17 protein-coding genes and 2 pseudogenes are annotated in these 22,296 nt (G+C 59.7%); 4 read left to right on the forward strand and 15 right to left on the reverse strand.

Translation table 11 applies throughout. The annotated features are described in order from the left end of the window. The first annotated feature begins 67 nt into the window (after positions 1-67). Positions 68-1,240: a PAS domain-containing protein gene (locus tag AC1MH0_RS19500; RefSeq protein WP_480965841.1), complete on the forward strand. Its 1,173-nt coding sequence runs from the start codon at positions 68-70 to the stop codon at positions 1,238-1,240. Between the two features lie 240 nt (positions 1,241-1,480). Here the strand turns inward: AC1MH0_RS19500 and AC1MH0_RS19505 are convergent, their stop codons facing one another. The 4 genes from AC1MH0_RS19505 to AC1MH0_RS19520 form a co-directional block, all read right to left on the reverse strand. Then, positions 1,481-2,410, reverse strand: a complete 930-nt coding sequence (locus AC1MH0_RS19505) for a dioxygenase family protein (protein ID WP_480965842.1) — start codon at positions 2,408-2,410, stop codon at positions 1,481-1,483. An 87-nt stretch (positions 2,411-2,497) separates the two neighbouring features. Next, positions 2,498-3,736 (reverse strand): ATP-binding protein, encoded by a 1,239-nt coding sequence (locus tag AC1MH0_RS19510; RefSeq protein WP_480963083.1) that lies wholly within the window; start codon positions 3,734-3,736, stop codon positions 2,498-2,500. A 1-nt stretch (position 3,737) separates the two neighbouring features. Further along, positions 3,738-4,493 (reverse strand): response regulator, encoded by a 756-nt coding sequence (locus tag AC1MH0_RS19515; protein WP_480963082.1) that lies wholly within the window; start codon positions 4,491-4,493, stop codon positions 3,738-3,740. A 498-nt stretch (positions 4,494-4,991) separates the two neighbouring features. Next, positions 4,992-5,228 (reverse strand): hypothetical protein, encoded by a 237-nt coding sequence (locus AC1MH0_RS19520; protein ID WP_480965843.1) that lies wholly within the window; start codon positions 5,226-5,228, stop codon positions 4,992-4,994. 279 nt (positions 5,229-5,507) lie between these two features. Here AC1MH0_RS19520 and AC1MH0_RS19525 point away from each other — a divergent pair. Then, positions 5,508-6,164, forward strand: a pseudogene (locus AC1MH0_RS19525) (EAL domain-containing protein); the annotation flags it as partial. A 66-nt stretch (positions 6,165-6,230) separates the two neighbouring features. On the opposite strand, the gene AC1MH0_RS19530 reads toward AC1MH0_RS19525, so the two are convergent. The 3 genes from AC1MH0_RS19530 to AC1MH0_RS19540 form a co-directional block, all read right to left on the reverse strand. Beyond that, the gene (locus tag AC1MH0_RS19530) at positions 6,231-8,285 is read right to left on the reverse strand and encodes a putative bifunctional diguanylate cyclase/phosphodiesterase (RefSeq protein WP_480965844.1); all 2,055 of its coding nucleotides are present in this window, start codon (positions 8,283-8,285) and stop codon (positions 6,231-6,233) included. After that, positions 8,282-8,794: a GAF domain-containing protein gene (locus tag AC1MH0_RS19535; protein WP_480965845.1), complete on the reverse strand. Its 513-nt coding sequence runs from the start codon at positions 8,792-8,794 to the stop codon at positions 8,282-8,284. The genes AC1MH0_RS19530 and AC1MH0_RS19535 overlap by 4 nt, the downstream gene beginning before the upstream one ends. 448 nt (positions 8,795-9,242) lie before the next feature. Then, on the reverse strand, positions 9,243-9,749 hold the full coding sequence (locus AC1MH0_RS19540) for a hypothetical protein (protein ID WP_480965846.1): 507 nt from the start codon (positions 9,747-9,749) through the stop codon (positions 9,243-9,245). A gap of 1,518 nt (positions 9,750-11,267) precedes the next feature. Between AC1MH0_RS19540 and AC1MH0_RS19545 the strand changes: the two genes are divergently transcribed. Further along, positions 11,268-11,963: a hypothetical protein gene (locus AC1MH0_RS19545; protein WP_480965847.1), complete on the forward strand. Its 696-nt coding sequence runs from the start codon at positions 11,268-11,270 to the stop codon at positions 11,961-11,963. An 855-nt stretch (positions 11,964-12,818) separates the two neighbouring features. Here AC1MH0_RS19545 and AC1MH0_RS19550 read toward each other — a convergent pair. From AC1MH0_RS19550 to AC1MH0_RS19565, 4 genes and pseudogenes are all read right to left on the reverse strand, one after another. Then, positions 12,819-14,249, reverse strand: coding sequence for an IS1182 family transposase (locus AC1MH0_RS19550; protein WP_480965848.1), 1,431 nt, complete (start codon positions 14,247-14,249; stop codon positions 12,819-12,821). Positions 14,250-14,385: 136 nt separating this feature from the next. Continuing rightward, positions 14,386-15,312, reverse strand: coding sequence for an intradiol ring-cleavage dioxygenase (locus AC1MH0_RS19555; RefSeq protein ID WP_480965849.1), 927 nt, complete (start codon positions 15,310-15,312; stop codon positions 14,386-14,388). A 185-nt stretch (positions 15,313-15,497) separates the two neighbouring features. Then, positions 15,498-15,779 carry a hypothetical protein gene (locus AC1MH0_RS19560; RefSeq protein WP_480965850.1) on the reverse strand — a complete coding sequence of 94 codons (282 nt, stop codon included), beginning with the start codon at positions 15,777-15,779 and terminating at the stop codon, positions 15,498-15,500. A gap of 1,019 nt (positions 15,780-16,798) precedes the next feature. Then, positions 16,799-18,033, reverse strand: a pseudogene (locus AC1MH0_RS19565) (integrase). 150 nt (positions 18,034-18,183) lie between these two features. Between AC1MH0_RS19565 and AC1MH0_RS19570 the strand changes: the two are divergent. Beyond that, the gene (locus tag AC1MH0_RS19570; protein WP_480965851.1) at positions 18,184-19,275 is read left to right on the forward strand and encodes a hypothetical protein; all 1,092 of its coding nucleotides are present in this window, start codon (positions 18,184-18,186) and stop codon (positions 19,273-19,275) included. 83 nt (positions 19,276-19,358) lie between these two features. On the opposite strand, the gene AC1MH0_RS19575 is transcribed toward AC1MH0_RS19570, so the two are convergent. The 4 genes from AC1MH0_RS19575 to AC1MH0_RS19590 all read right to left on the reverse strand — a co-directional run bounded on the left by AC1MH0_RS19575 (position 19,359) and on the right by AC1MH0_RS19590 (position 22,270). After that, positions 19,359-19,709, reverse strand: coding sequence for a hypothetical protein (locus tag AC1MH0_RS19575; protein WP_480965852.1), 351 nt, complete (start codon positions 19,707-19,709; stop codon positions 19,359-19,361). Then, the gene (locus AC1MH0_RS19580; RefSeq protein ID WP_480965853.1) at positions 19,706-20,389 is read right to left on the reverse strand and encodes an AAA family ATPase; all 684 of its coding nucleotides are present in this window, start codon (positions 20,387-20,389) and stop codon (positions 19,706-19,708) included. Before AC1MH0_RS19580 ends, AC1MH0_RS19575 begins: the two co-directional genes overlap by 4 nt. Before the next feature lie 836 nt (positions 20,390-21,225). After that, entirely contained in the window at positions 21,226-21,978 is a 753-nt protein-coding gene (locus AC1MH0_RS19585; RefSeq protein WP_480965854.1) for a hypothetical protein, read from the reverse strand. Continuing rightward, positions 21,968-22,270: a hypothetical protein gene (locus AC1MH0_RS19590; protein ID WP_480965855.1), complete on the reverse strand. Its 303-nt coding sequence runs from the start codon at positions 22,268-22,270 to the stop codon at positions 21,968-21,970. Before AC1MH0_RS19590 ends, AC1MH0_RS19585 begins: the two co-directional genes overlap by 11 nt. Positions 22,271-22,296 lie beyond the last annotated feature (26 nt).

The following is a 22,296-nucleotide window of genomic DNA, read 5'->3' on the forward strand; positions in this document are numbered from 1 at the left end:
ATCCGCCGCGATATTAAGCCCATTTTGATTATATTGGGTTAGCCCGGTCGTGAACGGAGATTCCTCAATGGGCGCATTACATCGACCAAAGTTCAGCGAAGACCCCGTGGACATCCTTCTCGAGGCTTTCGATCCCCAGCGTACGCTGGAAGCAGACCTGCTCGCAATGTGGCCGGTGCTCCGTGACGGTGTGGCCATGGACGTACGAGAATTCTGGCGGCCTTTTACTGGGCATAACACCCCGTATGACCTCGATCACGATGCAGTCGAAGAACTTATCCGACGCGATATCAGGTACACTGAGATGAAATTTACTGGTGGACTAAATGGCAAGCTGATTGCAAAAATGGTCCGCCGAGGGCGGGCAAGCAGCAAAGACCGTGCAACGGAGATCGCGTTCACAGCGGGTCTACTGAGAAGCTATCACGCGCGCCATCAGCGGCTATCGCGGGCCCTCGCCGCCGACCCATCTACGCTTGCTCGTCTGACCCAGTCACTTTACACGCTATACGCGCTAGAAAACTCCGTCCTGCTGAACGGCGCTGCGCTGGAGCGCGCCGATCAGGAGCTTGCCAATGGCGCAGAACAGCGGGGTAAGTTGCAGGCTATCGACCGATCGCAGTGTTGGTTGGAGATGACCACCGGTGGCATAATCGTAGACGCGAACAATAACTTTCTCGCTACTATGGGCTACTCCCTTGGCGAAATCGCCGGACGACATCATGCTATCTTCTGCTTTGAGGAAGATCGGGTGTCGCCTGATTACGCCCAGTTCTGGGAAAGCCTTCGTGGCGGTCATTTCATGCAGCAGGAGTACCGCAGGCGGACACGCGAGGGCGCCGACGTCCATCTCCAGGCAACCTATAATCCAATCCTCGACCACGACGGCAAAACAGTAAAGATAATCAAATGGGCAACCGACGTCACTGCGATGCGGCTTGCCGAGCGGAACGAATCTGATCGTGCTCAACGCTTCCGACTTGAGGCGGAGACACGTCGAGCCGCTCATCAAAACACCTTGGCCGAACTTGCCGACATCGTCGACAACATTGGTGCCGTCACGCGGCAAACATCGATGCTCGCGCTCAACGCATCCATCGAGGCTGCTCGGGCAGGCGAACAAGGCAACAGTTTTGCAGTCGTCGCGAACGAGGTGAAGGCGTTGTCAGCACGAATCAAGGCTGCAACCGTACAGGCATCCACGGTTCTCAATTTAGGTCAGCGGTCCTTTGGCGCATAATGAACTACGAAGTCGTCGTGCTTCTGGACATTCGACACTACACGTAGTTTTTTCTTACTTAAGGCCGATATTTATGACCTAACTGTAGACGTTCAAGCACCCTTTCTAGCTACTCGACTTCGGACCGTTGTTCAGATATGGTATAGGACTAATGTGAAATTTGGCTTCTTGTTCGCGCACGTCATCAGCTTAAGGATCGCAGACATCCCGCCTCTGGATTGGCGGGACGCCGATTACCTCCTACCGAGCGATGCCAATAATTGCGGTCGCAACATATCCGTTCGTTGGATCACCCGTCATCGTTGGCGTTTGCTGCGCGATCTGCGCGGCCGTGTTGTCGCCGAAGACGTTATCGTTGCCGATCGCAGTCTGGGTGAAGCGTGTGGCGCTGCCGGGGTAAGTCGTCGTGTCAGCGAACACGGCCGTACATGCTGCTGCGGGCATGGCAAGTTGCGAGGTAAGTACCGAGTAGCGTCCGCCGGTCGCGTTGGCGAGGCTTGAGAAGACCTCGAAATGCATATGGGGATAGCGGCCGGAGTAAGCAGCTGGGAAAATGGTGGTGAAGGTCACTTCGCCATTCGCATCTGTCACTTGGACACCACGCAGATAGGATTCGGCTGCGCTCGATGTTCCGTAGAGCGAGTAGTTGCCCGTCCGGTCACAATGCCAGAGGTAAACAGCATACCCCGCGAGCGAGGCGCAGCTCGCGTTAACGTTCACCACCCGTAGCGTGAGTACCACCTTCACGCCGGTTGCTACCGTCGTCGAGTTGATGAAGCTGGCACGGATATCGGAGCGGACGATACCGCTGACAGTCAAAGCGTTGGAGGTCGAGCCATTCGACGTGTTGGTGCCATCGGCCGGGTATGGCCCCGCGGTTTCGGTTGGATCGGCAATACACGCGGTAGTGCCGGACGATGCCGGGGTCGGGGTCGGCGTCACTGTTGTCGTCGGCGTCGGGGTTGCGGTGGCCGTCCCGCCAGAAACGACAGCGACGGTATCAGACGCGTCACTGCCGCTTCCTCCGCAGCCTGCCACCAGCGCGGCGGTGCCGGCGCCTACGAACCACTTAAGCGCGCGACGACGATCGGCGAGACGGTTCATCAGGACCAAATCCTCCGCCAAACTGTGGCCGTGGTCCGGTTCGTCGATCATGTGCTGCTCGGTCATTCATCCCTCCTCGTGCTTCGGTGGACCTTGTCGAGGAGGTGTCACGCACCCGTATTTCGGCATCGACGCGAATTGTTGCTGTATGTTTCAGCAGGGCAGCAGCACGCGGATCCGCGCGCCGTGCGCGCTCGACTCGAAGGCCACCTGCCCCCCGTGCCGAGACACGATGGCGCGAACGATAGCCAGACCAAGGCCGGTGCCCCCCGTCTCGCGATTGCGTGACGGGTCGCCGCGAACGAACGGCTCAAAAAGGCTTTCAGCTGTTTCAGGATCAACGCCTGGGCCATCGTCATCGACCGATACGGCGACAGCGCCATCGAGCGCATGCCATTCAACACGCGCCCGGTCACCATAACGGACGGCGTTGCCGATCACATTGGCGAACAGTCGCCGAAGCGCAGCCGGATCGCCCATAACCACTATGCGCGGACCAAGGGTGATCGTCACATCGTCACCCGCCGCGCGCGTGTCCTCGGCCAGGCTGTCGAGCAGGCTTCCCAGATCGACGCGCAGGGTTGCACGATCCATGAGCTCGTCGCGCGCATATCCGATCGCAGCGCTAATCATCGCGCGCATTTCGTCAACGTCGGCAGCGGCGCGTGCGCGGGCGACTTCGGGCAACCCTTCGATATGAAAGGCAAGGCGCGACAATGGCGTGCCAAGATCGTGCGCGATCGCAGCGAGCATGGTCGTCCGCCCCTCGGCATGTTGACCGATGCGGGTGTGCATGTCGCTGAGCGCAACGGCCAGTTCGCGCACCTCTCGTGAGCCTTCTTGTGGCAGCGCCAACGGCAGCCCGACCCGCGCAGCCTGGGCCACGCCAACCAAGTGTTTGAGGGGACGCGAAATGCGGCGCGTGATGAACCACGCGGCAACTGACAATAGGACAAGGGCGAACCCCATGCCGCCGAAGGTTACGATGAGCCAGTTTGTGAGGAGCGGCCGGTCAGGGCTGCGAACAGTTCGCCAGCCGTCCGTTGTACGGCCCGACACGGTGAAGCCACCCCGGACCTCGCCCGATTGCCCACGTTCGCGCTCGGCGTAGGAACCAGCGACGGAGCCTCCCAAGGCCAAGGCAAGGGATGCGTCATGTTCAGGATCTGAGATTTCACCCGTCCGTGAGGAATGTCGACCCGGCAGCACGACGAGGTACGGCACGGTCGCGCCGCGCAGTGCGTTGACAATATCTGTGTCGGAAACCGGCCTCGGGCGTGGTGGAGGACCATTGAACGTAATCGCAAACGTGACGGCCGTCGCCAATAAGATGGCGGCGATCACCAACAGAAAGATGGGTTGCGCGATCGATGCTGCGCGCCTGGCGGTCATGTCAGCGTCGCTCGACGTCAGCGGTAAACAGATATCCTTCGTTGCGGACAGTCCGGATCAACTCTTCGCCCCCGCGCCCATCGTCGCGCGCGAGCTTGCGGCGCAGCCGACTGACTTGAACGTCAATCGCGCGGTCGAATTGTTCTGCGTCCATGCCGCGCGAATGATCGAGAATGAAGTCACGGGTGAGAACGCGCCGCGGATGCTCGATCAGGGTCAGCAGGAGACGAAACTCACCATCGGTCAGGTTGATGAGTACATCGTCGGGATCGAACAGTTCGCGCGCCGCAGGATCAACGCGCCAGCCTGAGAAACGAAGAAGCGCTTTGCCTCGATCAAATGGCGCCGGAGCATTTCCGCCCCGGCGGAGGACCGCGCGAATGCGCGCGAGAAGCTCTCGCGGGTTGGCGGGCTTTGCCAAATAGTCATCGGCCCCCATTTCAAGCCCAACGATCCGATCGACTTCCTGACCGATCACCGAATGCATGATGACAGCGGGCCCGTTCGTTCGATCCAGCGAGCGAAGGATCGACAATCCATCTTCGCCGGGCATCATCACATCGAGGACAATGAGGTCATAATGATCGCGCGCCAGCGCAACGCGCATTGCGGAGCCGTCCGGCACGGCATCGACCACAAAACCGTGCTGAACAAGAAACTGAGTGGTCAGCTCGCGGATACCCGGGTCGTCATCGACAATAAGGAGGCGTGTGGTGAGATCCATTATGTCCCGGTGGGCTAGTGCGATGTCGTACATGCCACGATTTTTGGCCTCTCAACGTATCTGCAGCATTACCGGGCTGCAACGATGAGGAACGCGGTCGCGCCGGAGTGAATATCAATGCCGGGACTGTTACGTCGAAACAGCTACGGATTGGTATCCAATGAAAAATGCGTTTAATGGACGGGCTGTGTCCGAGACGCCGTTCTCACCCGGCAAACCTATTCGGGCTGAGGAGACCCATTCCCGGTCATTCGATGGGCCCCTCCCGCTTCCCAACTTCGACCATTCATTCATCCGGTCGGGGCCACCTTCAAGACCCTGATCGGCGGCCGAGCAGGCCTATATGGGCAAGGAAACGGCCTGTCCGCTTTGGGTCGTCGATTGAGTAACACGGACGTTCGATCTGACGATGCTTTCGACGATGACCTACGCGTTGCGCCACCGCCATAGGGAAAGCCGCTGATCGCGTGTCGCCGTTGCCATACAAGTTCCCCGAACCGTGCGGCGTGGTAAGCTTAAGGCGGCGATCGATCAGGCTATGCGCGATCGATCTGCAATCTCGAGCATACCGAGAAATTCGGTGGTTCGCTCCAGCGGGATACCGAGGGAAGTCAGTTCCGTCCGATCATTGATGACAAGGGACCGGAGCTTTGGCGGCGCGGGCCGGTTGTCGGCCAGCACGAACCATTGAAAGCTGCCAAGCTGGAACGTGTAGGCGTCGTTCGGGCCCAGCTTCCGCCGGGTCGGCTCGACGTAGAATTCACGCACGTCGTAACGCGGGCTAACGAGGCGGTTCGCGATGACCGGGAACGGTTCCGCCCCCAGCCCGAACGCAACGTCTCGCGCGCGATCGGCCAGCGGGCCCAGATCGACCTCTGCGAAGGACGGGTGTGCTGAGATGGATGCCCGCCAAACTACCGACGTGGCGAATGCGACCAGCCGATCGCAATCGATGTCGGGGATTGTGCCTATGGTGCCAGCGGCAAACTGGGGCAGGTTCGATCTCGAGAAAGCGAGCGCAATCCGTCGAGTTGCCCCAAGCGTACGATCGAGACCGGGGCGATCTTTGCCTATGAAGCCCTCGTCCGCGGCGCTGACGGGCAGTCCGCGGGGGAGGTGCTGGCCAGCGTCGATGCGGCCATGATCTACAAGTTTGACCAGACGTGTCGGGTCAAGGCGATCGAACTGGCCGGGCAGCTTTTTCCGCCGAATGACGCCACGAAGTTGTCGATCAACTTCATGCCGAATGCCGTCTATGAACCTGACGCCTGTATCCGGGCATCGCTTGCAGCAGCCCACCGTGTCGGGTTCGATCCCAAGCGGCTGATGTTTGAGTTTACCGAAGACGAGCGGATGCGCGATGTGGCACATGTTCGCCGGATTATCGAAGCCTACCGGGCTCGCGGGTTCACGACCGCCATCGATGATTTCGGCGCCGGTTACGCCGGGCTCGGGCTGCTCGCCGATCTTCGTCCCGACATGTTGAAGCTCGATATGGCACTCATACGCGGGATCGACGGGTCAGCTGCCCGACGTGCCATTGTGGCAGGTGTGCTCGGCATCGCCGACGCCATCGGCGTTCGCTGTATCGCCGAAGGCATCGAGACCACAGCGGAATTGCGGACGTTGAAAGACGTTGGCATTCGGCTGTGTCAGGGATACCTGCTCGCTCGCCCTGCGACCGAGGCGCTGCCGGTCGTCTGAACAGAGAATGGTTGCGTTCGCAGCAGGTATCGCTGGGCAAAAGGCGAAAGCACTTCCGATTAACAGTCAGCCGAAAGCCGCGTCCTCTTCAACGGCTCGCGGTGCCAATAGCATTGCGCGACGAACCTGGTCCGGACTGGCGAGCGAACGGGACGGCTTACCGATCAGATAGCCCTGGATCGCGGCGCAGCCCTCCCGGGCTACGATCGATAACTGTGCCGGCTGCTCGATGCCTTCTGCCAGCACCGGCATGTCGAGGCTGGTGCCTAGCGCAGTAACGGATCGCAGGATGGCGACAGCCTGTTCGCTATGTTCGATCTCGGCGACGAACGAGGCGTCCAGCTTGATGCGGTCAAAGGGAAAAGCCCGCAAAACGTCCAATGAGGAATATCCGACACCGAAGTCGTCGAGCGCGATAGCGATCCCCATCGCTTTCAGTTGGCGCAGCTGGTTCAAAGCAAAGCGGCGATCGTGAATGATGGCGCTTTCCGTTAGCTCCAGCGAGAGGCGCTCGGCGGGTAGGCCACTGTCGATCAAAGCCGATCGAACCGTCTCCACCAACTGCGGGTCGGAAAGATGGAGCGGCGACAGGTTTACCGCCACGACATGGCGATTGGTCCAGAGGGCCGCCTCGAAACACGCCTGCCGCAATACCCAGATGCTAAGCGGCACAATCAGACCACTCTCCTCAGCGATCGGGATGAACGTTACAGGCGAAATTGCGCCCCGCGCTGGATGCTGCCAGCGGATCAGTGCTTCGTAACCTGTGATCTCCCCGGTTTTGACCGATGCCTGAACTTGGTAATGCAGTTCGAACGCGCCGGCAGCAACGGCGTCGCGCAGGTCACTGGCCAGCTCGCGACGCTCGCGTACGGCATCATCCATGTCCGCCTGATAGAAACACGGCGCTTCAGAATGCAGCGACTTTGCCCGATACATGGCGAGATCCGCCTTCGCGAGCAGGGTGTCGGCATCGCGACCGTCGTGGATGGCCAGTGCCACGCCTATGTTGGCGCTTATCGAGGCGGTGAACCGATCGAACTCGAACGGCAACACGAACGTCTCGTGCAAGCGATCGAGGAAGCCGGAGAGGTCATCGGCCGACGTATAGGAAATCAGCCCCGCAAACTCATCACCGCCCAGGCGGGAGATGTATTCTCCCGGCCTCAGCGTCACCAAGAAACGGGCAGACAGTGCAATCAGCAGCTGATCGCCGGCCTGGTGGCCGTAAGTATCGTTGACGGCCTTGAAGCGTGACAGGTCGAGCATGACAACGGCCATACAGGGAAGACCCGTTCGCGTCGCGAGCCTGCGGCCGAGCTCGTCGTTGAAGCTCATCCGGTTCGGCAGGTCGGTGAGCCCGTCGTGCAACGCCATGCGCCGTAGACGTCGGTAGGATTCACCCTGGGTATGCCCGTCGATCAAGGCGCTGAGGGCTGCGCATCCGACGACGAGCATAGCGGCAACTGCTGTCGTGACGCCGAGCGCCGACAAGGTGCCGTCCGACAGACCGGCGCCCAGTTGCAGCACGGCGATATGCATCGATGCCATGCCGGTAAAGTGGAGAGCGGCCACGCTGAGACTGAGCAGGCTTCCCGCCTGAGCTCTTCGCCAGCGGTTAACACCCTTGATCGTCTGGAATGCAGCTGCCGCAAGCACCGAGGACAGGACGACCGAGGCGACGACATAGCGCCAATCCCATGTAACAAGACCATCGATCCGGTATGCGGACATGCCAAGATAATGCATCGTCGAAATGGCGACGCCGATGATCCCGCCGCCAGCGGTACCCGCCCACCACCTTCTCGTAGCAGCCAGAGCAAGTCCGGGAACCGCGACGACAATGGCGAGCACCAGCGACGCCAGGGTGAGGATCGGATCAAGGACGACAGGCGCCTGCGTCCGGAACGCCATCATTGCCACGAAATGTGTAGACCATACCATGGTCCCCGTGCTGACCGCCGTCAGCATGATCCAGCCTACCCGGCTAGGGCCGCTCGCCGACAGGATCCGCCCGAACAGTTGGACGGTCGCGGCCGAGCCGATCAGGCACACCAGTAGCGCCGTGAACACGAGGCGCAGGTCATGTTGCTGCGTGATGCACAAGGCGACCTGCATCATGCCGCAGCCCCCGCACGCCAGAGATCACCCCGACCTTCAAGAACCATCGCTGCCTGGCGTGCCAAGCCGAGCAGGTAGGCGCGCTGGTCAGCAGACGCGGGTGACCGCGTGATAGTGTCGACAACGCAAAGCGCACCGACATCGATACCGTTCGACAGTCGCAGAGGTGCGCCGATATAATAGCGAATGAACGGATCACCGGTGACCACCGTTAGATGCGCGAAGCGTGGATCGCCCTGTGGATCGCAACATTCGAGAGCGCCTTCATGATCGATTGCGTGTCCGCAAAAGCCGCTGTCGCGAGGGATACAGGACAAGGCCAGACCGTGCGTGGCCTTGAACCATTGATCCTCGTTGTGGATCAACGAGAGGAGCGCAATCGGCGCGTTGAAGGCGGAGGCGGCTTCATGCACGAAGCGGTCGAAGCTCGGCTCCGCAGGGGTGTCGAGGACGCCAAGCCCCTTCACCGCAAGTGAGCGTCTGTGCTCATGGAGGAGATTCTTGAGCATCGCAGGGCACCATCAAACAGCTAACCCGAGACATATCCTCTGAACTTGTTGACGAACGGTAACCACGCCCGCAAAGCGCTAACCTCGACCGACTGCGGGACCGTTTCAAAGAACCGCGCGTCGCATAACTGACGACATTCGAGACGTCCGAAACTTAGGACTTGCGCGACATCGTTGCCGGATTCGTAATTAGAAACTGGGCATAGTTCCGTCGCCAAAACCGGTCAGCTAAGGATTCCCGTTTTCCCGTGTCGTTTAAGCCATTTCGAGAAAATCGATTTGGGAACAGATTTCGAGAAAACGGCACCCAACACATTGCTTTTCAGGGCGTTGAGCTTGGAATTCCTACTCGACCTTCCTTTCCGGGAAAGGCTGTGATGACCGCTGATGCAAAGGCGTCTGCCTGATGAAGACAGTTGAGCCAGCGGATGGTTCTAGCAATCCAAACCTAGCTCGGCGCTGGAATGCCGATGAGCAAACGGTAAAACTTCAGCAGCGCTGGCGCTTCCAACCATTTTCCCCAATTAAACGGTAGCGTGTGTTGCACGCCACGATCATTTAGTAATAGCGAGCAAAAGCCTTTCGGCAGCGGGCCTCCAGGCGGCCTACATGTCGCATATGCAGAGTTCTCGCCTTTAAAGATGACGATGGTTCCTGGGCTGGCAATGCCGGGGCCGACAACGTTTCCTATCACAAAGCTTCCATGATCCTCGGACTTTCGAAAACGCTCTTCGTCTAACAACGGCAGGCCCGATCCATCTAGCTTAATGTTCCACCCCTTTGTCTTCAGCAGCGCTAAATATATCGGGGAATATCCCGAATCGGGCAGCAGTTTCACGCTGGTTACAGATCCGATTGAGCCGTTCCAAACTCTATTGGGAATAAGTGCGTAATGCTTCCAGCGAGCTGGATCTCCACTTTCCTTGGAGCCATCATACGGCCATTCGTAGGTCACGCCTCCGAGCGAGACTTGGGTGTGTCCTACGGCTTCGCCCGTTCTATCGGAGCAGGCTGCGGTAAGCATGCTAAGCACGATCACGCTGGCGAGGGTCGCGGTGGGTATAATGCGCATGACAACCAGGTAGTTCGAGTTCCTTAAAATGGCCTTATGCCGTACATCCGTAAGCCTACCTTGGCCCCGTCTCGTGATTCGAGACCAACGGTGCAAATGCGGGTGTTTTGATGATGCGTAGGACATGCGGCGCGTTCGAGGCTAATTCCCGGATTTGGCTCCCCATCGAGACAGTTTCCGTTCGAGTGAACTGGGATAATCTCAGCGAGCATGCTCGCAGGTCCCTTCGCCCCCGTCCTTTCTAAACCTTCGTCTAGTAAACGTCCGCCCATGCGTCGCTCGTTTCTATTCCCGCTACTACTCGTTGCCTGCAACGGCCCAGCTGTAAGCGTGGATCAACGCCCCAATTTCGATGCCCCTCTCGACGTTGATGGCGTTCATCTTTTCATTCCTGTTAAGTGGGACCGTATCCACCCGTCTGCACCGCGCCCTTGGCCCAACGGGCTGAGCATCAGCACGGGGGGTTGGGGTCAGGAACAGCCGTGGCTTGGACCTCTCGCGGCAGCCGAGCCGCTCCCGCCCGGCCAATTCTTCCGGTCCGACAGCACCACGCAGCGGTTGCCGGACAACCATGTTGACCCGTTCTTGCGCTTCACCTTTACGTTCGAGTTCCCGTTGCGCCCGCGTGAAGATAGCTGGACTCGGTCGGACCCTGGCTGGGGCTACCCATTTAGCTATGATCAGTTGGTCCTGACGTACCGATCAGCCGCCGAAGACAAAGTCCAACCCTACACCGCTCTGCTGGCCGGGTTGCGGCCGTCCGACGGCACCGATATTGGAGACGGATGGCGCGAGGTGCGCTGCGTTTTTAAGAAGCGACCGATTTTCCTGCGCTACGACTCGCAAGACTGGCGGACCAACTCCGCTACGCTCCCACGCCGGCTCGCTGCTAGCTTTAACCCCCCGGAATGGTCACACTTTACTAAACTCAGCCATCCGCGCTGGGCGGCCAGCTTTGAGAGTACGCGCCTCCCAGTTGCCCAGTGGCGCACCCGCTACAGCACTGCGGACCAGCTCTTCGCTTGGCTCCGCACGCCCCCCGATCGCCGCAATCCCGCGCGACGTTTTAGATGGTGGACCACGGGACAATACCGGCCGCTCCGCTAGCATAGCGTTTCGGCGGCTTCCCACCCCATTGCAACATTGGCATAGGCTGGATTCTATATTTCTCGGTCAACCCCGAGTTTGGGAGCCCCCCCTGCATTCCCATCCAATCATCCCTATCGGGCACGTGCCAAAACGCCAAACAGCTGACGTTCTGTGCCCAGGGACTGCGGTTTGTTTAGCTTCCCTCGCTAAACGCATAGGGTGTTGAAACCGAGTTCGCAGATCGCGGTGCCGCCATCCGGCGCGGCGGGGGGATAAGCTATTGATTACGCCTAACGCGCCTATGCAACAGAGATGGTGACGACACGTCGAGCGCTGCTCAAAGGATCAGGCGCATCATTCGCGGTGATCCTCCTTGATGGTTGCGGCGTTCTTCTGGCAACCCGTTGCCGGGTTGCATTAACTTGCGTCGTGCGCATCGGGGGCAAGTCGTATTTGGGCCGTTCAGTCATCGAGATCAGGTCCTCCCCCGAACTGCTCAAGATTGGCGATGCGCCGGTCCGCCATACGTACGTGGTGGGCGAGGCGCTTGTTGTAGATGTGCCCGGGACGCCGATCTTCGTGACGCTCACCGTTCCAGGCCCCGCGCACACCCTGCCCGTTGCGGTTGTCGAGGCATTCTTCGGTTCGGTGACCGGTCCGGACGACTTCGGAGAGAAGTTGGTTCGACTTGCACGAGGCGGTAGTTGCGGGCGGATCGTAACGATCGCCCTGAAGAACGTGCCGAGGATAGTCAGATTCACAAAACTGACGGACCCGTCATCCATCGAAGAAGTTGCTTTGAGCGAAGGCAACGTGTCGGATGCGATGCCAGTATTAGACAGCATCGTGCTGCGATGCCAGATTACTGACGAGGGTGTAACCAAACAGCTACAGAAAGCGATACCTTGGATCTATTCTATGAGTGACGGAGATTTTAAGCCTGGTCACGCCGGAGATGATTGGTCCTTAGCTGCAACCACGACCGCGCACTCGTTTATTGGGGGCTAAACACGCCATTGCAAAAGCAGCCCTGACAAGCTCCCAATCCCAAATCGCGCGGTCACCGTCTGGCCTCTGCGCCCTGAAAGAGACTGGTCCGTTCATCTCCATCCCGGACATTCCCAAAATTCGATCCCTCGCGAGAATGGGCAGCGTTTGAATGCCGAATTGCAGATATTCGCATCTTCAGCGACAGTGCCGCGATGCAACCTCGCGCCCTACATACACTTAGAGCAATAGCGACCGCCCTTTTTGCCAGTGTGCCTTTAACCGCATGCAATCCTAGGCAAGACCTGTGTGAGAACAAAGACAGGAACTGGACGCAACGTCTGGAGCAGTCAGAACCCGTAGTAGATGTGCTGACCGTAACGCAAGCAGGGACTTTCATGTGGAATGGTAGAGCTGTCAGCTCTCAAGATCTATCAAGTCGGCTTGCACCGAGGGGGGAAATGAATGTCACGCCAAAAACGCTTCTCCGCCATGAACGGGGTGTCGATTGTGCTAAACTTTTAGCCATAAGAAACCAGATTGAGAAAGCGCTGGACTGTGCCTCCGGTAAATGTGCGGAGGGAAGCGAATGGGACTCGATCCCGGACAACGGCTTCGACGGCTTTAGTGGAGGACAATGAGAACGCCGGATAAGGGCGATCGTACTCGGAAAACGCGGGTCCGCTTCACTCTCCAACCCGGACATTCTCGAAATCCGATCCAGACCGTGCGAGAACTCGCCGTCACATGGGCACGGACGTCTTTTGTTAAACGGTGGAGCTGGGCGCAAATATTTTTGAGTTACTGCCGTGGTGGCGCTGTGGTGGCTTCAAGGGGAGGCCATTGAGCGCTGCGCAGCAGATTTGGCGAGCTTGATCAGCCCTGTACGGCCCTGATCAACCCCGGCACGCCGATGAGGGTAATGGCTCTTCTTAGATTGTATGCGAGCGCGGTCAGACTGAACTCGGCGCGAACCTTCTCCAGCCCGCGCATCAGGAATGCGCCCTGGTTCATCCATTGCTTGATCGAGCCGAACGGGTGTTCGACCGTCTCGCGGCGAACGGCAAGAATATCAGGGCGCGCAACCAAGCGCCCCGCCATGCGGTCCAGCACCGCCTCGTTTTCCCAACGGTTGATGCGCCGCCAGCGACTGCTGGTACAGTTCACCTTGATTGCGCAGTCTGAACAGGCGGCGGGGTTGGAATATTGGATGTTGGCGTGGCCGCGCGTCACTGCGCGATAGCTGATGTCGAGGGTCCGGCCACCTGGGCAGTGGTACGCGTCCCCCTCAGCATCGTAGCGAAAGAGATCCTTAGAGAAACGGCCATTGGCGATGGCGCTGCCCCGTCTCGGTCGGGCGACGAAGGGTGTGATACCATTCGCCTCGCATGCTTCGATGTCCTCGCCTTTGTAATAGCCCATGTCGGCGACCACATCGATCTGCTCGACGCCTAGCGCGTCTTTCGCCGCCCCAGCAGTGGGTGCCAGCAGACCCATGTCGGTGCCGGCGTTGGTAACGTGCTGCTCGACGATCAGCTTGTGTTTCGCATCCACCGCTACCTGCGCGTTGTAGCCCACCGTGGTCTTTCGACCCGTGACCATCGCGCGCGCATCTGGGTCGGTTAGCGATATCTGGCTCTCGCCGCTGGCGTTCAGCTCGTGCAGCATCGCCTCCTGGGCCTGACGCCGCTCGCGCACCCTGGCGATCTTTGCGGCCAGTGCCCCGCTGCGGCCAGGCCCATGGCCATCCTCGCCGCGGTCGATGGCGTCCATCTCGGCAAGATACCCCTCAAGCCGCTCGTCGGCCGCGGCAATATACCTGGCCAGCTTGTCACGGGAGAAGTTGCGTCCCGGGTTGTTCACCGCCTTCAGCCGCGTGCCGTCCACCGCCAGCAGCTCGCGCCCGAACAGGTCGAGCTTGCGGCATAGGACGACGAAGGCGCGGAACACTGCCTTGAAGGCGCTCCGGTTGTCGCGGCGAAAGTCAGCGATGGTCTTGTAGTCTGGCCGAAGCCCACGCAGCAGCCAGATCAGCTCGAGGTTGCGTGCCGCCTCGGCTTCCAGCCGTCGGCTCGACCGCACCCGGTTGAGATAGCCGTACAGGTACAGCTTGAGCATGTCGCCCGGGTCATAGCCTGGCCGCCCCGTCGCCTTCGGCCGCGACCGATGAAAACCGGCCTCGCCCAGATCGAGGTCATCAACGAACGCGTCGATGAACCGAACCGGACTATCCGCTGCCACATAATCCTCTACCGATGCCGGCAGCAGCAGCGCCTGGTCGCGCGCATGACCCTCGATATATGCCATGATTACAGCATACGCCCGTCAGCAACCTTGTGGAATCACCCAGCGAGTTTTCGCACGGTCTGCCATCATTTGCGAGGATCTAACCGAACAGACAGCATGACGCTCAGACCGAACACGCCTGTCAGAGTGCCGGATGTTAAACAGGAGGCGGACCGCCTGATCCCTTTGGACGATCAATTCGCCTAGCGTCAGGTAGCAACGCTGCGATCCTCCGATCGCCTTCTAGGGTTGGCGCTCCCTGCGGCGGTCCGCGTCTTCCATCTAGACCCCCCGGCCTGTTTCCAGGTCCGCCCATGGGGCCCGTTCCTGGGGGTTCCGGAGGTCGTCCGCCTGGACCACCGAAATGGTTTTCTTGTGCGATGGCCGCGCGATCTACGCGAACGGCCAGTGTCACGAGGTAGCGGCCCTTCGTCTCGCGAACGCTTCCCTCCGTAGTGTCGCCGGCCTGGATGGCGATGCCGTCATCAGAGTTAAGCGTGTCGCGTAGCTCAGCGCGCCGGTACGCCGTCACCTGACTGTACAGGAACTCGCTGAGCGTATCGGGTAAGAAGAACTGCGAGGTGAGGTTGGTGTGGTTGCCATGCCGCACCTTGAAGTGGATGTGGGTGGTTCGGCCATGATACCAGCCCGGATAGATGCTATGAAACAGTGCGCTGCCGTCTGCATCGACCGGCTGTACGCCTCGTAGGAATGTCCGACCTTTCATGTCGGTAACAGCCCGTCCCGCAGGCTGCTCGAACCCGGAGTAAACCCCCTGAGCATCACAGTGCCAGATATCGACGAGCGCGCCGGTGTATGGCAAGCCAGTCTCGTCAACGACGGTAAAGCGGATATCCACGGGGATACCGGACAGTCCCTCGGTAATGTCGGCCCGCGTAAGGTTCAGCGGTAGGTAATAAGGACCTTCTTCGGCTTGGGCCGTCATCGGACCATTGGAGCGTGGCGGCTCAGCCGGTGCTGCACGCGTCTCGGCCGAGAGCGCAACCATCCCGGTTCCAAGGAGCGCTGAGGTAAGCAGACGTCTGCGATCCAGCGTCGGTGAAGAAAGAATCTTATTGGCCATGGACTTGCTTGCTTAGCAGCATGATATTGCCGGCGAATTTCATACCAACGTGCTGCCGCGGCCGCTCTGGTGCGCACCCGATGCGATTATGACGGTAACTATCGGTCGGCCGATTTCGAAACACCACCCAGTCGAGACAGCGCTAGCCGTCTCGATCGCCACTTTAATCGGGGGCGAAGCGGCGGTCAGCCGTTCTTTTTAATACTATTTTTCGCGGAAGTGTCGCTCAATTGATTTTTGCCGAACTCTTCTTGTTCAGCACCTTCCTTGTCGAAGGAATGACCATCCGCATTCTGCTTGATCCTTCCCACAGCAATATTAATCGTTCCCTCGATTTTGCTAATAATACTGGTCACCGGAATCACCTTAAAATCTGAGCTGCCTGTAATCCCGCATTTGGGATATGATTTGAACTCCTCGCGGCAACTAATGGCCCCAAAAGTCTCGGAACTTGCGACTGCAATCACCGCAAATGGCTAGGCTGCTCACCGCCCCCTTGCCCGATTTGAAATTTGGGCTTTTGATTCCTAAAATTAGATCGATTTTTGGGGAGGCGCGACACATGCCCGGAATGAGATAAGTGCGACGCGGCCGTCTTTTGAACAGAATGGTCTACGAGCCTGCTCTAGGTTTATACCCACTGGACCTCAGGAATTGGCTACTCGTAAAATGAAACGGTCCATCTCAAACACCCGGGAGGAGGCAAGACGCGTTGGCGGGCAGGCTTTAGGAAGGAAGCCCCAGCGTTATAAATGCATGAGGTCCATCGCCTTAGGGTAACGGACCGCCTTAGGGTTGGCCAGGAGCGACGTCGACAGGCTCGCTACAGCTGTAACGGCCCGCCCTAACGGGGTAGTGAGGGCGGGCCGACCGGGGACGTTGGGAGATACCCGTCTAACATTAACGCTCAGTCACGCGATTGTTCCCGCCCGGTAACGGCCCGCCTCAAGCGCGCTGGAACGCGAGGCGGGCCGACCGACGCCCCAGCCGGTACGTTGAGATACGACCAAACCCTTCTCAAAAGTTTCATGAAAAGGAATAAATATGACGACGCCATCTGTGCCGGCGTGGCTTTCGGCTGCTCCGGCGAACAACCCGGCCGTGCAGCTATTAGGTAACAACTCTACTGAATTGCGAGCCATCGAGAACCGATGACGTGGCAGGGCGAAATACCGCCCCAGAGGAAGATTCCCGCCGCGTCCCTATAGGCTATGACACGCTCGCCTCGTCTGGCAAACCCTCTCCAATGGACGAGTTCACCACCTCCATTATCGGCATCGACTTTCCGGACGAAGACTAGCCGAAGAGCAACGCGCGCATAGAGTGTATGCCCTGTGCCGAGCCCGCAAACTCGACTGCCGAGCGATCAGGAGCTCCGCATGCCCGCTGAAGAGACCAGAGATTGGAAAGAGGCCGCGTATCTTTCAAACGCCGCCGGGAAAATCCCGGCGGCCAACACCGAACTGAAACGTGCGAAAGCTGCAGTCTAGCTTCTGAGCCGGGACAGGACTCGTGCAGCGACATTGCTCCGGGCGGCAAGCTTGCGTCCGTAGCGCAGGGCGGTCGACGGTGAGGACCAGCGCAGGGCTTGGGCAATGCCAACGCCGTCCTCGCCGGCCGCAAACAAGTCCTGCGTAAGCCCAACGCGCAGCGAATGGCTGGACAGCGCCCGCGCTGCATCTTCGACCTTCGCGATCGGCATCTCTACCAGCCTCTGATCGAACGCACTCAATGCCACGCGCCGGTAGATCCCGTTGACGCCCTGCCGGCTCAGTGAGGCCGTACCAACGGTATAGACCGTCCGCGCCGGTTCGGCCTTCTTGCCCTTGAGCTTCTCCTGCCAGTGCCGCGTGTGCCCCGGGATTGCCTCGTACGCCATCGGTGGAACCGCGGCCCGCAGACGGCGCCGATCGACTCCGACGCGGCGGAAGACCGGCCCCTCGGTGATGGCGCTCGCTACCAGCCAGGCGCCGACCCGGCGCATCGTGTCCGCGGACAGCCAGCCCCAGGCCCCTGCCCTTCCTGATCGGTCTTGGACGATGGGATGAACAGGAGCGCCGAGCCGTCGCTGTGCGGATCGATATGCGCGACGGTGACGGCGACAAGCTCGCTGACGCGCAGTCCAGCGTCATAGCCCAGCGATAGCAGCGCGGCATCGCGCAGCCCCTGCAGATCGCCGCCAGAGGCGCCGAGCAGTGCGGTCAGCGTGAAACCCTTGGTATGGGGATCTAGCGAGGCCCCGAAGCGCAACGGGGCGGCCTGGCGCTGCGCAGCGCCACGACGCCGGCGCAGGCCCTTGAGCGCTGCGCGGACCATGACGTGGCTTGTTGGCGCATGCCCCCTCTCCTGCATGCCTGACAGGCCGTGTGCCGTCGCGAGACTGGCAACCCGCCGGGCGACCGTGGCGGGCTTGGCGCCCCGCGCCTCGAGCATGGCGATGTAGCGGACCAGGTTTTCGGGCTCGGCGGGCAGCGGGGCGACACGGGTGTCCTCACACCAACGCAGATAGCAGGCCAGGTCGGACGCCAGTGCCGCCTTGCTCGCTGCTGCCATAGCGCCAAGCTGTGCGGCAAAGCCGATCTCGCTCACGGGGCCAGCATCAGCGGGCAGCGCAAGACTCAACAACCGGGTAACGCGGGCATCGATCGGCTCGACGATCCCACACCGCGCGCGGACCGGAAGCCCCTCCCCGTCGGTGCGATGGACGACGATCTCGCTCATGCGGCACCTGCCTGCTGGTCCGATTTACCCTGCATTCCGCCTGTGTAGCACATCGCTGTAGTTACCATAATGTCCGATTATGGTAAGTTCATATATATGATACATAGGGCTGCCTAGTGATCACGCGATTGCTAGCATATGGTGTGCGCAATGATGTTCCCTGATCATACTTCGCTGGGCCACGCGCTCGGTCGACTGGCGGGTGCAATTCGCTTTGCCTCCCCAGAAATCCGCAAGGTTGCGAGCCTCGCCACCGTGGCTGACGCATGGCGCGCGTATCGACGCGATGCCGGCATTGGCAACGTCGGCCCTGCCCACCAGCCTTCTACTGACGCCCTCTCGATCCTCCTGACCGACGACCCCCGCCGCGACGCCGTCGTGCTCTGGCTTGCTGCACACGGGGTGCCACCGATTGCCGACGCTGCAACGATGGTGGTTCGCATGGTCAACGCGACGCGCGGGTTCGAGGTCGATGCGCTGGCATTGCTCAACGCCGCCCAGGACGCCTTGGCGCAGGCGGCTGCTGATGGCCCCCTCACCGGTGCCTGCGGACTGGCGGACGCCGGTCCGGATCATCCGCTCCATGGGCTGGCGCGCGCTGCGGTCGCGGTCGACGTTTTGATCCGCGCGCCGGACTTCGCCGAAAGCTCTGGGCACGAGGCGCTACTTCCCCTGCCCTCCCGATCGATGCGGCATTACATTGCGTCCGAGCCGGCCGGATGCTGGGCCCTGAACCTTGTGCTTGTTGCACGCGGCATCGTCCCACAGGTTACCGGGATAGTCCCGCGCACGGTCTTTCGCCTCAATGTCACGGATGCCCAGCGGGCTGCCGCGCTCGTCGATCATAGCACGCAGGAAGCGTTGGCCGCGTTCACGAACTTGGAGCGCATAGAGTCGGTGTTGGGTCGCGGTCGTGAGGCCCTCGCCGGCTTATCCCGCAACGCCCGTGCGTTTGAGGCTTGGACGCTTTTGGCGGCGCTCGGTCCAACCACGCGCAAGCAGCTCATGCGCGCACTTAGCTTGTCGCGCGCCGGTGCTGATATCCAGGCGCGCGCGCTTGCTGCTGCGAGACTCGTTGGGCTCGAAACGGGAGGTTTGGTATGCCCTGCCCTCCCCGGTTCGTCTCCGTCGCCGTCTGCGTCTCTCGATTACGGTCCGCTTTGTGCAGCGGCTGCGGATCTTGATATCGCAATGGCAGAGATTGACCGCCTCCTCACACGGGGTCTCGATAAACGAAACTAACCAGTGCGATTTTTGGATACCCACGAAGATTATTGGCCCGTTCGCTTGCCTTACCTGCAGGAGGCTCGGTGCCTAGATGGATCCTAACCCTTCGCGGTAAGTGCCCGCAGTTCCTCAAGTGCCTGCCAATAAGAACGGTGACCACGCTGGTTAGTAAATTCAACAAACCAGTCGAGTGTTTCTTGTGGACCCTTTATAAAGAGATTTCCCTGAGCGACGGTTTCCCGCCGACGTCGGCTAGGTCGAGCTGAGACACTCTCGCCCTCCCCCTGGGCGCGATCGACGAACCCCATTGCAGCGCCACGCGCAACTGCCTCCTCTTCTCTCACACGATCGATACGAAGGGGCGCTTTCGAGAGGCCGGAAAGATTGAGTTTGTCGGCGGCTTCGTCAGCCGATGCCGCATTAGGCTTCTTGAACCCATAACCGCTCATCGGTCAGTCTCCTCACGCACAGCCTCTACGACTGCGTACGCAACTTCGAATGCGTTTCGTTTGGCTGCCGCAAGTCCTGAAGTCTTTTCATCGGTAAGTTCTTCCAATGTTGATGCAAAATCGAATACGTCACGGTAAGCCGCTCGTTCTACCAGTCCCTTACTGAGCAAGGGTAGATCAGCGTCCTTGATTGCTGAGGTAATTCGTTTCGCAGATTTCGTCTCAATCGCCGCGTTGTCACGACTCCGGACGAGGCGGTACGGAATAACGCGGCCTAAGGCTTCCGCCTCCTCGTGTATCAAACCAACGGCATTAGCTGCTAATTCTGCGTCAATCGGCGAGAGATTGAACGGAATCAGTACCAAGTGAGAACGGGCAAGTGCTCGTGATGTCATTCGCGAAGCAGTCCCCTCAAGATCGATTAAAACAAAGTCGTTCTTCTCTGTGAGGGCGTCGAGCACTTTTACTAGCTCTGACTCTTTAGGGCTTGCTACGATCTCAAACGGCAGTGCCCTCCCCTCAGCGGTACGCCTGCCGCCCCACTTCGCTATGATCGCGTTTGGATCAGCATCGACGACGACAACCGACGCGCCGCTGCGAGCCAACTCCCCAGCGAGAATGAACGTAAGGGTCGTTTTACCGGCACCCCCTTTCGGGTTTGCTACTGATATCGCTGGCATGCCTGCGCTTCCTCATTAACATTTTACTAGGCTACTAATTGCCTATTGCGATCGATTGGCCATGCATAGGCTGCTGGTTGCCTATCAAAACCCTATTAATAGCGCAATACATATACGATGGATATCCTTTTGGTAGCCTTTGGATCGCCTAGCGATATGGTTGCCTATGGATATGGCAGCCTATGCCTATAGTGGCATATGGATATGGTGGCATATGGATATGGTGTTCGATAGATGATCGCCAATCGAAAGAATATTGACTGGATATCCTTATCGTGACCAAATCAAATGGATATCCTGCGGATATCCACCGTCCTCACTGGCCTACGTTGTGGCCTTCTGGAGTTAGACGACCACCGCTGCTACCAGGATCGTCGTCGGAATAGAGCACCTTTGAATGCAATAGGTAATCTGCCGCCTTCAGCGCAGCCTGATTGTTTGCGCCAGCGACCGATCCACCCGAAGCAAGCTGCCGCTCGCGCTGAAGGCCATCTAAACCCTCTCCGCAGGCGACGAGCAGGGGAACGCTCGACTATGACACCAACAGCTTCAGCAAAGGGGGAGGGGGGGTCAACACCCGGGCATCCACCGCTCTGTGCGTCAGCCACCCAAATCAGAGCCACCATAACAGCAAAGAGCCCGTCGGCAGGGTTCACCGCGTACGCTTCTAGCTCAGCGCGATTGTCCCTAGCGATCGGTCGCCGCAAGGCACCTCCATGTCGCCATCAATGCCGCTGCCGCCCTTAACGAGCTTTTGCGCCGTCGGGAGGGGAGGGGAGGGCGATCGCAAGCATCCCGAAGATTGCGAGTGTCCGATCCATGTGTGTTCCCCTTGTTCAGTTGAGCGGTTTTGAGTTCGTAAAGTTGATGCTGGTGTGCAGGTTGCCGGCCGGCGACCGATGTAAGTCGATCATCCGACTGGCTCGCCGTGTGAAGACCATCGGTCGCACCACAGTCTTATAGGCGGTCGATGTACCGAACCACGTCGTCAGGCCATGCCACTTGTCCCCCTCGATGATCTTCATCCGGTAAGTGCCAGGTGGCACCGGTACGGATACGTCCTCGTTTCGGTTCACATAGACAGATATGACGTGCAGATCGGTCTCGCGATCGAACAGCTGTACGACTGCATTTGCCTGCGCCGCATTCACCTTGATTTGTGAAGTTGCCGTTTTCGGGTCGACGCTATCATTGACCGTAACGGTCCCGGACGCGGGGAACGGCAGCTCCGCGGCACGGTCTGGAATCCAGCCGGAGCGTTTTGCCTCACGATAGGCGGGAAACAGGATCGGTATCGCCCACAGCAGGAATATCCAATTCTGCGCGGGGTGCGTCCGACTGCGGCGCCTGGGTCGATGCCGGTTCTTCTGATAGTCGAAGCCACGATTTGCGGCATCAAACCAGCCACCACCAACCCCGGTGTCGCTGCCGCCTCCGCCAATCCGGCTAGCGCTTCCAAGCGGCACCGCCTTTCGGTCTCCATGAAGCTCCCGTCGGCCTTTGCGGTCATTCCACCATGTCGTTCCAGCTCCGAGTCCTTGGCGCCGGCGATAGCGCTCGCGCATGTAGTCACGGTCATCAATGCCCATTTGCAACGCTCTTGGCGTCCTGGGCTCGCCGGTTGACTGCGCGGCGGTGCAGGACACCGAGCTGCTGCGCGAAATCGACGATCACGTAAGAGAATTGGTCCGCGACATCCTGCTCGGCATCACATGTCGGCGCGATCGAGGCGGCTGCGAGGACAAGATGCGCAGCGGCGATGGGATGCGCTTGCATCAGGTGGAATGACTGAGTCCGGAAGCTGTCCGCCAAGTCCGTGTCGGACAACGCATCGGGTGTCAGCAGCTCGGCCGAGGACGGTTCACTTTCGGCGTGCTGCATGATTACCCTCCTCGGTACGTGAATCG

The organism is Sphingomonas sp. AP28 (genome assembly GCF_056680455.1).

Coding starts and splice junctions, on each gene's coding strand:
- AC1MH0_RS19500 (WP_480965841.1), top strand. CDS start 68: ATGGGCGCATTACATCGACCAAAGTTCAGCGAAGACCCCGTGGACATC.
- AC1MH0_RS19505 (WP_480965842.1), bottom strand. CDS start 2,410: ATGACCGAGCAGCACATGATCGACGAACCGGACCACGGCCACAGTTTG.
- AC1MH0_RS19510 (WP_480963083.1), bottom strand. CDS start 3,736: ATGACCGCCAGGCGCGCAGCATCGATCGCGCAACCCATCTTTCTGTTG.
- AC1MH0_RS19515 (WP_480963082.1), bottom strand. CDS start 4,493: ATGTACGACATCGCACTAGCCCACCGGGACATAATGGATCTCACCACA.
- AC1MH0_RS19530 (WP_480965844.1), bottom strand. CDS start 8,285: ATGATGCAGGTCGCCTTGTGCATCACGCAGCAACATGACCTGCGCCTC.
- AC1MH0_RS19535 (WP_480965845.1), bottom strand. CDS start 8,794: ATGCTCAAGAATCTCCTCCATGAGCACAGACGCTCACTTGCGGTGAAG.
- AC1MH0_RS19545 (WP_480965847.1), top strand. CDS start 11,268: ATGGTGACGACACGTCGAGCGCTGCTCAAAGGATCAGGCGCATCATTC.
- AC1MH0_RS19550 (WP_480965848.1), bottom strand. CDS start 14,249: ATGGCATATATCGAGGGTCATGCGCGCGACCAGGCGCTGCTGCTGCCG.
- AC1MH0_RS19555 (WP_480965849.1), bottom strand. CDS start 15,312: ATGGCCAATAAGATTCTTTCTTCACCGACGCTGGATCGCAGACGTCTG.
- AC1MH0_RS19570 (WP_480965851.1), top strand. CDS start 18,184: ATGATGTTCCCTGATCATACTTCGCTGGGCCACGCGCTCGGTCGACTG.
- AC1MH0_RS19575 (WP_480965852.1), bottom strand. CDS start 19,709: ATGAGCGGTTATGGGTTCAAGAAGCCTAATGCGGCATCGGCTGACGAA.
- AC1MH0_RS19580 (WP_480965853.1), bottom strand. CDS start 20,389: ATGCCAGCGATATCAGTAGCAAACCCGAAAGGGGGTGCCGGTAAAACG.
- AC1MH0_RS19585 (WP_480965854.1), bottom strand. CDS start 21,978: ATGGGCATTGATGACCGTGACTACATGCGCGAGCGCTATCGCCGGCGC.
- AC1MH0_RS19590 (WP_480965855.1), bottom strand. CDS start 22,270: ATGCAGCACGCCGAAAGTGAACCGTCCTCGGCCGAGCTGCTGACACCC.